Here is a 13122-nt window from a genome sequence, read left to right as displayed (position 1 = left end):
GGTGCGCATGAAATTATGGATGGCCGTATTGCTACTTCTGGCGTCGCTCGGCAACCCCGCGCACGCCAGTTGCCAGTGGCCATTGTGGGAGCAATTCAAACAGCGCTTCATCGATGCCGGCGGCCGGGTGATCGACCCTGGCGACCCGCGGGCAGTCACCACCTCCGAGGGCCAGGCCTATGCCATGTTCTTCGCCCTGGCAGCCGGCGATCGGCAAACCTTCGCGCGCCTGCTGCGCTGGTCGGAGAACAACCTGGCCCAGGGCGACCTGCAGCGGCACCTGCAGGCCTGGCTCTGGGGGCGCAGCCCGGAGGGTCGATGGCAGGTGCTCGATGCCAACTCCGCGGCGGACGCCGACCTGTGGCTGGCCTATAGCCTGCAGGAAGCCGGCAGGCTCTGGCAGCAGCCCGGCTATTCACGCCTGTCGGCCCGGCAACTGGCGCTGATCGAGCATCACGAGGTCGCCCAACTGCCGCAACTCGGCCCCTTGCTGCTGCCCGGCGCCGAGGGCTTTTCCCGGCAGAACAGCTGGACCCTCAACCCCAGTTACTCCCCCCTGCCCCTGCTGCGCAGCTTCGCCCACCGCTACCCGGACAGCATCTGGGCGGCGATGCTCGAACCGACCCGGCGCATGCTCGAAGAAACCAGCGCCAAGGGCTTCGCCCCCGACTGGGTGGAGTGGCAGGACGGGCAATGGCAGGCGCCAGCCAAGGGTGGCTGGCAAGGCAGCTACGATGCCATCCGCGTCTACCTGTGGGCGGGCATGCAGGCGCCAGACAACGAGCAGACGGACAACTTCGCGCAGCGCTTCGAGCCGATGTTGCGCTACCTCCAGCAGCATGGCCGCCCCCCCTTGCGCGTCGACAGCCTGACCGGCGCGGCCGAAGGGCATGGCCCGCCGGGGTTTTCGGCGGCGCTACTGCCCTTGCTCAGCAGAACCGCAGAACCGCGCCTGCTGCAAGAGCAACTGGCCCGCCTGGCCGCCGAGCCTCTGCAAGCCGACGCCTACTATGACCATGTACTGAGCTTGTTCGGCCAGGGTTGGAACGAAGGCCGCTATCGCTTTTCACCGCGCGGGACATTGCAACCACAGTCATTAGAGGAATGCTCATGACCAAGTACCTACCGTTCGCCCTGCTCCTGCTGAGCGCCAGCGCCCAGGCCATCGACACCGGCGAAGCCCGCCTGCAACTACTCGAACAGGTGCGCACCGGGGAGGCGCGCAACAAGGTAGAGCTGATCGAGGAAAGCCTGTATCGACTGTTCAAGCTCAATCCCGACGACCCCGAGGGGCTGGCTGCGCTGATCCGCCTGCAAGTGCGCAACAACCAGCTGAGCGAAGCCAAGGTCACCCTCGACCACCTGAACCGTAGCGCCCCCGACAGCCAGACACTGGCGTTGGCCCGCCTGCACCTGGAGCTCACCGAGCCCGAGGCCAAGGAACGCCTGCAGCAGGCTCGGTTGTTGGCGCGCTCCGGGCGCCCCGAGGAGGCGCTGGCGATTTACGACAGCCTGTTCAAACCCAGTTTTCCCAGCGGCCAGTACGCCCTCGAGTACTGGCAGACCCTGGCCAATACCGCGCAAGGCCAATCCAGAGCCCTGCATGGCCTGGAAAGCCTGGTTCAGGAGTATCCGCACAGCAGCAACTTCCGCCTGGCCCTGGCCAGGCAACGCCTGGCTCTCGACCCATTCAGCGAGGCCGCCCATGCCGATCTGGAACAGTTGGCCAGCGACCCCTATGCACGCGATGGCGTCGCCCGCGTCTGGCAAGACCGCCTCGAACGGCTTCCGGTCAGCGAGCGCAGCGCCGCGCTCTGGCGCCGCTACCTGAAGCAGTATCCGGATGCCGACGAGATCGCCAGACAAGCCCTGGCCGAACAGGAACAGTTGCTCGGCAACCCTTCCTTCCAGGCCAAACAACGTGCGCTGGGCCTGCTCGACAGCGGCTCGCAGGCCTACCCGAGCATTGAGCGCGACCTGCAACTGGCCCTGCAGGGCTTCCCCACCGATGCCCAGACTCTCGGCGCGCTGGGCCTGCTACGCCAGCGCCAGGGCCGACAACAGGAAGCCCTGGCGCTGTACGAACGGGCACGCAGCCACGAGGAAAACATCGACAACCTGGGCAAGTGGCAAACCCTGATCGGTGAATCACGCTTCTGGGCCACCCTCAAGCAAGCCGACGCAGCGGTCGAACAGGGCCAGCTCGAACGCGGCGAGCAGCTTTACCAGCAAGCCGCCAAACTCAAGCCCAGAGCAACCGAACCGCTCAACGGCCTGGGCGCTATTCAGGCCAAGCGCAACGATATCAGCGGCGCCGAACGCCACTACCAGGCGGCGCTGAGCCGCGACAGCAGCAACCTTGCGGCCAAGCGCGGCTTGATCAACCTCTACAGTGCCAGCCAGCCGGAACGCGCACGGCGTATCATCGCCACCTTGTCGACCGATCAGCGCCAACGCTTCGAACCCGAGCTGAACCGCCTGCAGGCTGCCCAACTGGTCAGCCAGGCCCAACAACACGCCGACCAGCAGCGCTGGGCCAGTGCCAAACACAGTCTCGAGCAGGCCTTGCGCCTGCAACCGGACAATCCCTGGATCGCCTACGACCTGGCCAAGGCTCGCGCTCGGCTCGGCGATGCCAATGCCGAGCAGAGCTTTGCCGGCCTGTTGCTGCGCGCACCCTACGACCCGCCCTCGCGCTATGCCCACAGCCTGTTCCTGGCCAGCCAGGATCGCCCCCAGCAAGCCCTGGACAGCCTGGCCAAGGTGCCCAGCGGCAAATGGGACGACGACATGCGTGCCCTGGATCGGCGCCTGCGTTTCGGCCAGACCATGGATCATGCCCGCCGATTGCATGCCCAGGGGCGTGAGCATGCGGCCGGCGACTACCTCAAGTTGCAGCAACGCCACTTTGCAGACGAGGTCGCCATCCCCCTGACGCTCGGCGAATGGGCCGAACGGCGGGGCGACCGAGCAGAAGCGGAGCGCCAGTACCGACTGGCTCAGCAACTCGAACCGCACAACAGCGAAGCCGCACTGAGCCTGATCGAACTGGCCCAGCAGCGCCGCGACGCCGATGTTCGGCAGCGCCTCGAGGCGTTTGCCCCAGCCACCCCCTCGCCCAGCCAACAACGGCGCATCGCCAATCTCTGGCTGCAACTCGGCGAACAGGCCAAGGCCGAGCAAACCATGGCCCAGGCCCGTCTCGCCGCCCCGGAAGACCCCTGGATCTGGCGCGACAGCGGGCGCCTGGCCCTGGCCGGCGGCCAACCGCAACAGGCGCTGGCGGCCTATCGCGAGGCCATGCGCAGCAGCGGCATCGCCCTGGCGCCGGACGATGCCCTGGCCTTCACCCGCAGCACCCGGGCCGATGGCCAAGATGACTGGCTCACCCGCAGCATCCGCAGCGATTCCGCCGAGCTCTACCTGCGCCAGGCACCCACCGTCACCCTGCAGTACAGCCGCCTGGAAAGCAGCGGCACGCCAGGCTTCTCCGACCTACAGGCGGATAACCTGAATGTCGAAGCGGCTCAGCCACTGGGCAGCGGCCGGGGCTTCCTGCGTGCCGAGCAGGTGACCCTGGATAACGGCAGCTTCGACAACCTGCTCGAGGCCAGCGACTTCGGCAGCGTCATCCTCTGCCCGCAACGCGGCGAAGCCTGCGATCGCGGCGACCGCCACCAGCGCGAGCAAGGCACCGCCGTAGCCGCGGGTTGGCGGGGTGAACGCCTGGAGTGGGACATCGGCAGCACGCCGCTGGGCTTCCCGGTGCAGGATCTGGTCGGCGGCATACGCATCAAGGGCGACCTGGCCAAGCTGGGCTGGAGCCTGGACGTCTCGCGCCGCGCACTGAACAACTCGCTGCTGTCCTACGCCGGCACCGAGGATCCACGCACCGGCGAAACCTGGGGCGGTGTGCGCGCCAACGGCATCCGCCTGGGCCTGAGCTACGACGAGGGTGGCCGCTACGGCATCTGGTCGAGCCTGCAGGCACATCGCCTCACCGGCAAAAACGTGGAAGACAATGACCGCTACCGGCTGATGGCCGGGGTCTACTTCCGACTGGTCGACGAGCCCGACCGGCGCCTACGCATCGGCGGCAACGCCATGTACTGGCACTACCAGAAAGACCTCAGCGGCTACACCTTCGGCCACGGCGGTTATTACAGCCCGCAGCAGTACCAGTCGCTCTCGGTGCCGATCAACTATGCCCAGCGCTGGGGCGACTGGTCGGTCTACGCCGAGGCCGCCACCGGCTTCGCCTGGTCGCGCAGCGACGACTCGCCCTACTTCCCGACCCGCAGCGACTGGCAAAGCGAAGCCGGCAACCCGATCTTCCAGGGCGGCAGCAGCAACGGTTTCAGTTATCGTTTCAGTTTCTCGGCGGAACGACGGCTGACGCCGAACTGGTTCGTCGGCGGCATGCTCGGCATGGAACGCTCGGTGGGCAGCGACTACGAGCCGCGCGGCGCCCTGCTCTACCTGCGCTATAGCTTCACCCCCTGGAGTGGCGACCTGAAAATGCCCCCGGAACCCCTGGAGGAATACGCCCAGTTCAATTGAGCCCAGTGCAACAGCCACAAGCCCGCAAACCGCGGGCTTGTGGGCACCTGTAGCGTTTTTGTAGGAGCCTGTCGGACTTGACCCGCTGGCACTTCAGTACTCGCCAGCAGTAGAGATCAGGCCGCGAGGTGCCGATACGCACCAAGGCAAAGCCGCGGGCAGCTGCCGAGGATCACACGGCGTTATCGCCAACGCGCCCTGGCGCGTTAAAGCCTACTCCCAAGATCCGTGGGTGAAATAGGCCGCTTAAGGCTATTCAAGGGCCGGCCCTATCGACCCGTAGCGCACGAGCGAGCCGCACACGAACCACTCATCCGGACGTGATTGGACAGCCCTCATCGACCCTACTAGCCTCAAGGCCACACGAGGCAGAACGACGAAAGTAAACCATGGCCTTGAAGCATGCACCGTCTGGCGAAGCTGCCCGCTTGCATCGCGCAGACCTGCTCCCCGAGGTTCGCCCCCAGACTCTGGCCAGCAACCCCTGCCGCGAAGTGATGGGCCTGACGCTCAATGCCGGCCGACTCGTTCCCAGCCATTGCCTAGCCGAGCCCATCAGGGTTCATTGCCGGCAAGACCCCGCCCAGGTTTAGCCCGGTGAGCGCAGGCCATTGCTGCGCAGCAACGAACGGATGTGCCTGACCTAACAGGCCGAACACGTGCTATGGGCGATCGGCGATCGCTGATCGGATTGGTCACGGCGCGGCGCATATCCGGCAACGGTTAGTCACCCGGCGGCGCCGGTGTCGCAGGCTGGCGGATGGCCGGCCATGCAACTCCTCAGGAGGGATACGTCCTTGGAAAAAGCGCTACGAATACTCAGCTTCGCGGTCCTTGCGCTGATGCTCATCGCCATTCTGTACGCGGCGGGCATCAGCATTACCTATTGGACAGGCATCGGCGTTTGACTGGCCGTTGAGGCATTCCCATGAACAAACGACAAACCCGCTCCTTTGCCATCATCTCTACAGCCATCGCCACGGTGATCTTCCTCGGCCTCACCGTGGACAGTCACCGGCAGTTCGCCAGATTAACCAACGTCGAGAACATCACCCCGCAAGTAACCCGTGGCAAGGACGTCTGGCACGCGAAAAACTGCATCAACTGCCACACCCTCTTTGGCGAGGGCGCCTACTACGCGCCTGACCTGACGAAGATCTCCCAGCTGCGTGGCGCGCCTTACCTGACGGCCTTCCTCAAGAATCCGGCGAAGTTCTACAACGAGCAACGCCATCGCCGGTTGATGCCGAACCAGAATCTCAATGACGAAGATATCGCGGCGCTGATCGCCTTCTTCGACTGGGTGGCCAATGTCGATAATCAGGGCTGGCCGCCACGACCGATTTTAGTGGCCGGTTCCTCAATCCCCGGCACCGACCTGACCCTGGCGCAGCAGGACGCTTATGGATCCGCTCGCAGCAGCGAGCGCATGCCGCCCGCCACGGCCCCGGCCAGCGGCACGGCAGCAGACCCCATCGCCCTTGGCGAAGTCCTGTTCCGCACGGCGACCCCGGCGTGCAATGCCTGCCACTCAATCGCCCCCGGCGTGAACCTGGCCGGGCCGACCCAGGCCGGACTGGCCGCGCGGGCCAAAACAGTCATGGCCTCTGCGGACTATCAGGGCAACGCCGACAGCGTCGAGGCGTACATCCGCGAATCCATCGTCACACCCAGTGCCTATTTGTACCCGGGCGAGATGTACTCGGCCGGCGGCACCTCGTTCATGCCCAGCAACTATGCCGAGTCGCTGACACCCGAGCAGATCGACCAGCTAGTCGCGTACCTCGCGACATTCAAATAACAGCGCTTCCGTCGCGGGCTGCGGCCCAGCGGGACGACACCTTGCAGGGGGTTGGCCATGCGTTACCAATCACAGTCCGTCGCTTACTGGTACTTCGCCGTCGCCATGGTGCTGTTCGGCTTGCAGCTGGTGTTCGGTTTGCTCTCCGCGGCGAAGTACCTAGGCCCCGATCCCTTGCTGTACATCCTGCCGTTTGATGTGAGCAAAATGATTCATACCAATCTGCTGATCGTCTGGGTGCTCACCGGCTTCATGGGCGCGACCTACTGGATGGTGCCCGACGAGTCACGCACCGAGCTGTACAGCACCAAGCTCGCCTATATCCAGCTCGGTCTGTGGACCGCCATGGGCGTCACCGCCATCATCGGTTACCTGTTCCGCTTCGGCACCGGCAACAAGCTGCTAGAACAACCGCTCCCGCACAAGCTGGTGATCGTCCTCTGCATGCTGATCTTCCTCTACAACATCGGCATGACCATCAAGAAGTCTGGCCGCTTCACCACCACCGAGGGCGTGCTCCTGCTCGGCCTGGCCAGCGCCGCGCTGCTCTACCTGCCGGCACTGCTGCATTATGAAAACTATGTCGTGTCGATCTACTACCGCTGGTGGACCATCCACCTATGGGTCGAGGGCGTGTGGGAAATGATCCAGGGCGGCTTTCTCGCCTATCTGCTGATCCGCCTGTCCGGTGCTGATCGCGAGGTGATGGAGAAGTGGCTGTACGTGATCGTCGGCCTAGTATTCATCGCCGGCATCCTCGGCACCGCACACCATTATTACTGGGTCGGCGTACCTGGCTACTGGTTGCCCATCGGCGGGCTGTTCAGTGCGCTGGAGCCCCTGGCATTGGCGGGCATGGCGATGTACGCCTACTACGCCATACGCCGCTCCGGCTTGGCCCATCCGAACATGCTGGCCCTGCACTGGACACTCGGCAGCGCCGTGTTCACCCTGTTCGGCGCCGGTCTGCTGGGCTTCGCGCACACCTTCCCCGGCGTCAACAAGTGGACCCATGGCACCCTGATCACCGCCATGCACGGCCATGCCGCCTTCTATGGCGCCTACGCCATGATCGTCATGGCCATGATCGTCTATGCCCTGCCGTCACTGACTCGCGGCCGCAGCGAGGATGGCGGCAGCATCGGCTACTGGGCATTCTGGCTGCAGCTAGGCGGCATGTTCGGCATGACACTGTCGTTTGCCACCGCGGGTATCGGCCAGGTCTACCTGGAGCGCATCCTCGGCATGGGCTATCTGGATACGCAGCTGAAAATCCAGATCCACTTACTGATGCTGGTAGCCACCGCCTCGATCTTCACTATCGGCGTCGGGTTGTTCATCTACGACTTCTTCCGCCATCCGCGCCGGCTCGAGGTCGATGATCGCGAGGCGCTACCCGGCAATGCTCCAGCCGGACACGGACAGCAGTGAAGCCGATGGCTGCAACGCTGCCGCAACCGTCGGCTCGCCCCGTACGGCTCGATGCCGAGCCTTGGTATCAGCCGTCCGGCGACGAGATAGAGGTATTCGAGCAGTGCCACGCGCGGCAACTGGCGGTCATGCTCAAGGGGCCAACCGGTTGCGGCAAGACGCGCTTCGTCGAGCACATGGCCTGGCGCCTGGGTCGGCCAATGATCACCGTGTCCTGCCATGACGACATGACCGCCAGCGACCTGATTGGGCGCTTCCTGCTCGGCAGCGACGGCACCCGCTGGGTCGATGGCCCGCTGACCCGCGCGGTACGCGAAGGCGCCATCTGCTATCTGGATGAGGTGGTTGAAGCGCGTCAGGACACTATCGTGGTGCTACACCCGCTCACCGATTACCGCCGCATCCTGCCGCTGGACAAGACCGGCGAAACCCTCGAGGCCGCGCCGGGCTTCCAACTGGTGGTGTCCTACAACCCGGGCTACCAACGCATGCTCAAGGATCTAAAGCCCAGCACCCGCCAGCGCTTCGTCGCCCTGGATTTCAACTTCCCCAGCGCCGCGTGCGAAACCACTATCCTCATGCGCGAGAGCGGCATCGATCAGCCCACCGCCCACGCCCTGGTGAGCCTCGCCCAGCGCCTGCGGGCCCTGCAGGATCGTGGCCTGGCGGAAGTGCCAAGCACCCGCTTGCTGATCGCCACTGCCTGCCTGATCAGCAGCGGCATTGCCCTACGCACCGCCTGTAACGCCGCGCTGATAGCGCCGCTTTCCGACGATGCCACGCTGGTTGCCACCATGCGCGACCTGGTCGACATGACCTTTGTCTGATGGCCGAAGCCGAAGACGTCATCACCGACGTTGCCCGCCACGCCACCGTCTACGCCCAGGCACTCTGGCAGCGCCACCGCAGCTCGCCCGGCGTCCCGCACCCGCTGGCCCTGAGCGATGTCGCCGAGCGGCTTGATCTGCTGATCTATGCCAGTTTCGGCCGCAGCTACCCGCTGCGAGTGGCGCAGCCACCAGCGCTGCCGACGTTCCTGGAAAAACTCTTCCGCCGCGTCGAAAAACCCTACCCGCAGGCCGCGATCCCAGCCACCGACGACCAGCATATCTGGCTGCCGGCGCAGCTGGGTATCGCCGACCCCGCAGCGGCGCAGATCATGTATCGCAGCCTGGCTCTGCAACAGGCCATGCGCGCGCAACGCGGCAGTGCAGCCATGGCGCAGCGCATCGACTCGGCGCTGCAGCGCAGCCTCTACCGGCTGCTGGAAGCCTGGGCGGCCGACGCCCAACTGCTGGCCTGCCTGCCGGGGCTGCGCGACTCGTTGCAGAGTCGGCGCAACCAGGCGCTGGCCACTCGCCCGCCGCTGGCGCGCTTTACCGCACCGCAGCGAGCACGGGAGCAATTGCTCCGCCGCTTGCTGCAGAGCCGCTGCGGCGAGCCGCTCGCTGACCTGCCGTTGCCGGCCAGCAGCGACGAGTCGCGGCAACTGGCCGAGCAGCTCGCCGCTCGGCTGTACCCACCGGGTCGGCCGATGCCTGGCGGCGCCTTGCTGGCCGACCTCTGGATCGGCGAGTTGCGCATACCCGCACAGTCTCGCCTCGACGCGTCGAGCCACCCCGAGCAAGATCCTCCCGGCGACACCCCGGCGCCACGCGGCGCCCGCCTGTCCCGTCGCCCGCAGGTACGCGAAGCCATCGACGGCGAGGACGACGAGCAACCGCCGGGAGTCTGGATGGTGCAGCCGTCGCCGCCGCAGGAACATGCCGAGGATCCGCTCGGCATGCAGCGCCCAACCGACCGCGACCAAGCCACTCCCGCCGAGGACTTCGCCGACTCGCTGGCCGAACTGAACGAAGCACGCCTGGTGCTCACCCCGGGAAGCCCGAAGGAGGTGCTGCTGTCCGATGAGCTGCCGGATCGCCGCGCTCTGCGCCAGCGCAGCGACCCGCAAGCCAGCGCCGAGCGCCTGAGCTACCCGGAATGGGACTACCAAAACCGCAGGTACCGCACCCCCGGGGCCATGGTGCAGGTACTAGCCGCGCCGCTTGGCCCGCAACAATGGGTCGAGCAAACCCTCGCCACCCACCGCTCGATGCTCGCCGCGATCCGCCGCCAATTCGAGATGCTGCGAGCGCAGCGCCTGCGCCTGCGCCGCCAACTGGACGGCGACGAGGTGGATCTGGACGCCTACCTTGACGGCCTCGCCGAGGCTCGCGCCGGGCTGAGCATGCCGCAGGCGCTGTACCAGACGCAGCGGACCAACCAGCGCGACATGGCGATCATGCTCCTGGTGGATGCCAGCGGCTCCACCGACGGCTGGCTGAGCAGCAACCGCCGGGTCATCGATGTCGAGCGCGAAGCGCTGCTGCTGGTATGCCTGGCTCTGGAAGGGCTGGGCGAGCCGTACAGCGTGCAGAGCTTTTCTGGAGAAGGCCCGCTGGCGGTGACGCTGCGTAGCATCAAGGGCTTCGCCGAGCGCTACGACAATGCCACCGGCCGGCGCATCGCCGGGCTGGAGCCGGAGCGCTACACCCGCGCGGGCGCTGCGATCCGCCACGCCAGCAACCTGCTGATGGGGGAGCCGGCGGCGCATCGGCTGTTGCTGCTGCTGTCCGACGGCAAACCCAACGATGTGGACGAGTATGAGGGCCGCTATGGCGTCGAGGACATGCGTCAGGCGGTTACCGAAGCCAAGCTGCAGGGCATCTACCCGTTCTGCCTGACCATCGACCGCCAGGCCGCCAACTACCTGCCTGCGGTGTTCGGTGCCCGTCAGTACGCGCTGCTACCCAAACCGGAACTGCTGCCAACGGTATTGCTCGACTGGCTCAAGCGGCTACTGCAGACCTGAGAGACGGTGAAAAAACCTCTGTACCCGTTGGGTGTTGTATCACCAGGCGCGAGCTGCCTACGGTGCGTAGGAGGCCCGGCCTCGGGGCGAGCTTTGCGCGATTTACAGAGCTGATGATGGATTCGGCCGTTTCGTTCCGGCGAAATGGCTTGGCTGACTGTTCCTTATGGGCCTCGATAAAACGGCGACTTGCCAGACGCTGGCGCCCACGGATTTGGCCATCAGGCGCAAGCGCCAGCGGGTCGCCTGACGCGGCACACGCGGGCTCGTCAGGGTCAGGATTTCCTTGATCGTCGCCTCGTCGAGTTTGGGTTAAGTGCGCCAGGCTCCAAGTTCACCTCGTGCTTTCATGGTTGCGGGTAAGGGATCCAGCTCTGGTTTTCCATGCGCAAGTAATGCTGGTTGTGCAGGCGCACCATCACACTGCCCTCGTTTTCCGCCACCACCCTATCCAGCTGCGGGAGATCCCGGGTCACGCTGAGCAGGTCGAAATCGGCATTGCGGTAGGCCTCGCCATCGACCAGCCGCGCAATCAGCTCGGACAAGGCCTGATAGCTGCTCGGCGCCTGAATATGCAACGGGCGCTGAGACAACTGCGCCTTGGCATTGATCAACTTGAGCCCGGCCGGAACATGAGTAACCGTCGGGCTGGGGATCTCGCGCATGCCCTTGACCTGCATCAGATCACCGCGCAGGGCCGCACCATGCTCGGCCACGATGAGCAACAGCACCGGCCGAGTGGAGGCCTGCAAATGCTCGATGAAACTGTCGAGATCGTCCAGCACCTGGCGCAGATCGGTGCCGTAGTCGGCACTGACGGCCTTGCCGGTGGTCTTGTCCACCCGCCGATTGCCATCGTGCAGGGTGATCGAGTTGTAGAACAGCGCCTCGCGCGGCGAACCCGAGCTCAACCGCTGCTGCCACCACTGCGTCAGCACTTCACGGTCGCGGTAGATCGGCGAACCGTCGAACCCGGTCAACGCCGGACGTAATTGGCCGAAGGGGCTGGCTGCAACTGGCAGACGGCCAGCGTCACGCAGCAGACCGAGCATGTTGTCGAAGCGGCCGCTGTGATTGAGCAACAAGCCATCGGTGAAACCCAACTGCTTGAGGTTCTCGAACAGGAAACATTGCTTGGCCGCGGGACGATACAGGTCGGCATTCGACGTCTGCCCGCAACTGGCCCGCAACAAGCGCAGCACTGCCGGGCCGCTGTAGGTGGCGGCGGAATTGAAATCATCGAAGAGGATATCCATCTTGGCCCACAGCGGATGCTGGGCCATACCGGCTTCCTCCAGGTCATCCCAGGCCATGGAGCAGATATTCAGCATCAGCACGTCCAGGGGCACCGCATCGGCCGCCAGGGCGCTGGGAAATTGCGTGACCTGCTGGCCCTGGCTCGCGTAAAAGCCGTCCAGGGTCGCGTTCAGAAAAGCATCATCGATCACTGTCGGTGCCGCCTCGCCCGCCGCGGGGGCGATGCTTGCCGGGGTCGACAGCAGCACCGGCACCACCCCCGGCCCAGGAGCGAACAGCTGGGCATTGCCCACCGCCAGCAGCAACACCAGCGCCACCACGGTGAAGCCGGTCACCCGGATCCACTGGCTGACGAACAGATAACCGACCAGCAGGATCAGCCCCGCGGCGACCCAGGTCGGATTGATGAAGCGTCCCGCCAGTTCCAGCAGGTAGTCCGCAGTGAACTGGGTGAGCTGCGCGGAATTGGCAATCAGGCGGTTGAACGGCGGCAGCCAGCTGTCGTAGTAGTAGAGGGCGACGCCGAGCGGAATGGCGAGCAGATGGCGCAATCGATGCAGCCATAGCGGCGGCAGAGGCAACAGCAGAAGAGCGGCGAAAGCCAGATTCTCCAGGGCATGGAAATTCAGCTGGCCATACCAGAGCAAAACCAGCTTGGTGATGAAGTAGAAATTCCACAGGCCGAGACCACGCCACGAACTCATGGCAGCTGGCGGCGCCAAAGCACTGATCTGCTGCATGGCCTACTCCCCAAGTACTTAACTCGGCAGCACACGGTTTCTGCGGCGCATCGCCCTAGCGAGCAGAACCGACACTCATTTTTTAAGCATTGCTGCTGATCGGCAAAAGGCAAATACCGATTGGCTTCTTGATCGAGCTTATATGGGGGAATTTGCGGCGGTCGCTGACGCGAGCGCCGCAGGGCTGCTAACGGCCGGCGCGCGATTCGCGAATATAGAAGCGCGCCCGTTCGGACTTGCTGGTGCAGCCCTCGTAGCTTTCGAATTGCTGCTGGGTTTTCGCCGCGGTGAGTAACGACAGGGCTTTGGAATAACTCACGGTGCCGGCAAAGCCTTCGGCCTTGGCCAGATCCAATTCGGCCCAGGCCGCATTCAGTTGATTGGCGCAGCTGTCGCGGTAGGCGGTTTTGCCGGCACAACCGGCCAGCACCAGGGCGATCATCGGTAGCAGGATCCAGGCTTTCATGGTGCGCACTCCT

The 13122-nt window shown here is 65.0% G+C and carries 8 protein-coding genes and 1 pseudogene; 6 read left to right on the top strand and 3 right to left on the bottom strand.

Features of this window, described 5'->3' with window-relative positions; translation table 11 throughout:
* Window positions 1-7 precede the first annotated feature (7 nt).
* The 6 genes from bcsZ (at window position 8) to P8H27_RS13480 (ending at window position 10646) form a co-directional block, all read left to right on the top strand.
* Window positions 8-1114: a cellulose synthase complex periplasmic endoglucanase BcsZ gene (bcsZ, locus tag P8H27_RS13505; protein ID WP_289638091.1), complete on the top strand. Its 1107-nt coding sequence runs from the start codon at window positions 8-10 to the stop codon at window positions 1112-1114.
* Window positions 1111-4560, top strand: coding sequence for a cellulose synthase complex outer membrane protein BcsC (gene bcsC / locus P8H27_RS13500; RefSeq protein WP_289638090.1), 3450 nt, complete (start codon window positions 1111-1113; stop codon window positions 4558-4560). The genes bcsZ and bcsC overlap by 4 nt, the downstream gene beginning before the upstream one ends.
* Window positions 4561-5488: 928 nt before the next feature.
* The gene (locus P8H27_RS13495) at window positions 5489-6361 is read left to right on the top strand and encodes a c-type cytochrome (RefSeq protein ID WP_289638089.1); all 873 of its coding nucleotides are present in this window, start codon (window positions 5489-5491) and stop codon (window positions 6359-6361) included.
* 57 nt (window positions 6362-6418) lie between these two features.
* The gene (locus P8H27_RS13490; protein WP_289638088.1) at window positions 6419-7792 is read left to right on the top strand and encodes a cbb3-type cytochrome c oxidase subunit I; all 1374 of its coding nucleotides are present in this window, start codon (window positions 6419-6421) and stop codon (window positions 7790-7792) included.
* Between the two features lie 5 nt (window positions 7793-7797).
* On the top strand, window positions 7798-8619 hold the full coding sequence (locus P8H27_RS13485) for a CbbQ/NirQ/NorQ/GpvN family protein (protein WP_289638087.1): 822 nt from the start codon (window positions 7798-7800) through the stop codon (window positions 8617-8619).
* Complete coding sequence (locus tag P8H27_RS13480; protein ID WP_289638086.1) at window positions 8619-10646, top strand: hypothetical protein; 2028 nt, start codon at window positions 8619-8621, stop codon at window positions 10644-10646. Before P8H27_RS13485 ends, P8H27_RS13480 begins: the two co-directional genes overlap by 1 nt.
* A gap of 135 nt (window positions 10647-10781) precedes the next feature.
* Here the strand turns inward: P8H27_RS13480 and P8H27_RS13475 are convergent.
* The 3 genes and pseudogenes from P8H27_RS13475 to P8H27_RS13465 form a co-directional block, all read right to left on the bottom strand.
* A pseudogene (locus P8H27_RS13475) lies at window positions 10782-10955 on the bottom strand (IS630 family transposase); the annotation flags it as partial.
* A 38-nt stretch (window positions 10956-10993) separates the two neighbouring features.
* A complete protein-coding gene (gene bcsG / locus P8H27_RS13470) occupies window positions 10994-12643 on the bottom strand; it encodes a cellulose biosynthesis protein BcsG (protein WP_289638085.1) in 1650 nt (549 codons plus the stop codon).
* A gap of 187 nt (window positions 12644-12830) precedes the next feature.
* Window positions 12831-13109, bottom strand: coding sequence for a hypothetical protein (locus P8H27_RS13465; RefSeq protein ID WP_289638084.1), 279 nt, complete (start codon window positions 13107-13109; stop codon window positions 12831-12833).
* Between the last annotated feature and the right edge of the window lie 13 nt (window positions 13110-13122).

This window comes from Pseudomonas sp. sp1636, assembly GCF_030376615.1.
Taxonomy (GTDB): domain Bacteria; phylum Pseudomonadota; class Gammaproteobacteria; order Pseudomonadales; family Pseudomonadaceae; genus Aquipseudomonas.
This window is presented reverse-complemented; position numbering and strand designations above follow the sequence as displayed.

Bases quoted from the DNA above. Each gene is read 5' to 3' on its own strand.
- bcsZ (WP_289638091.1), top strand. From the start codon at position 8: ATGAAATTATGGATGGCCGTATTGCTACTTCTGGCGTCGCTCGGCAAC.
- bcsC (WP_289638090.1), top strand. From the start codon at position 1,111: ATGACCAAGTACCTACCGTTCGCCCTGCTCCTGCTGAGCGCCAGCGCC.
- P8H27_RS13495 (WP_289638089.1), top strand. From the start codon at position 5,489: ATGAACAAACGACAAACCCGCTCCTTTGCCATCATCTCTACAGCCATC.
- P8H27_RS13490 (WP_289638088.1), top strand. From the start codon at position 6,419: ATGCGTTACCAATCACAGTCCGTCGCTTACTGGTACTTCGCCGTCGCC.
- P8H27_RS13485 (WP_289638087.1), top strand. From the start codon at position 7,798: ATGGCTGCAACGCTGCCGCAACCGTCGGCTCGCCCCGTACGGCTCGAT.
- P8H27_RS13480 (WP_289638086.1), top strand. From the start codon at position 8,619: ATGGCCGAAGCCGAAGACGTCATCACCGACGTTGCCCGCCACGCCACC.
- bcsG (WP_289638085.1), bottom strand. From the start codon at position 12,643: ATGCAGCAGATCAGTGCTTTGGCGCCGCCAGCTGCCATGAGTTCGTGG.
- P8H27_RS13465 (WP_289638084.1), bottom strand. From the start codon at position 13,109: ATGAAAGCCTGGATCCTGCTACCGATGATCGCCCTGGTGCTGGCCGGT.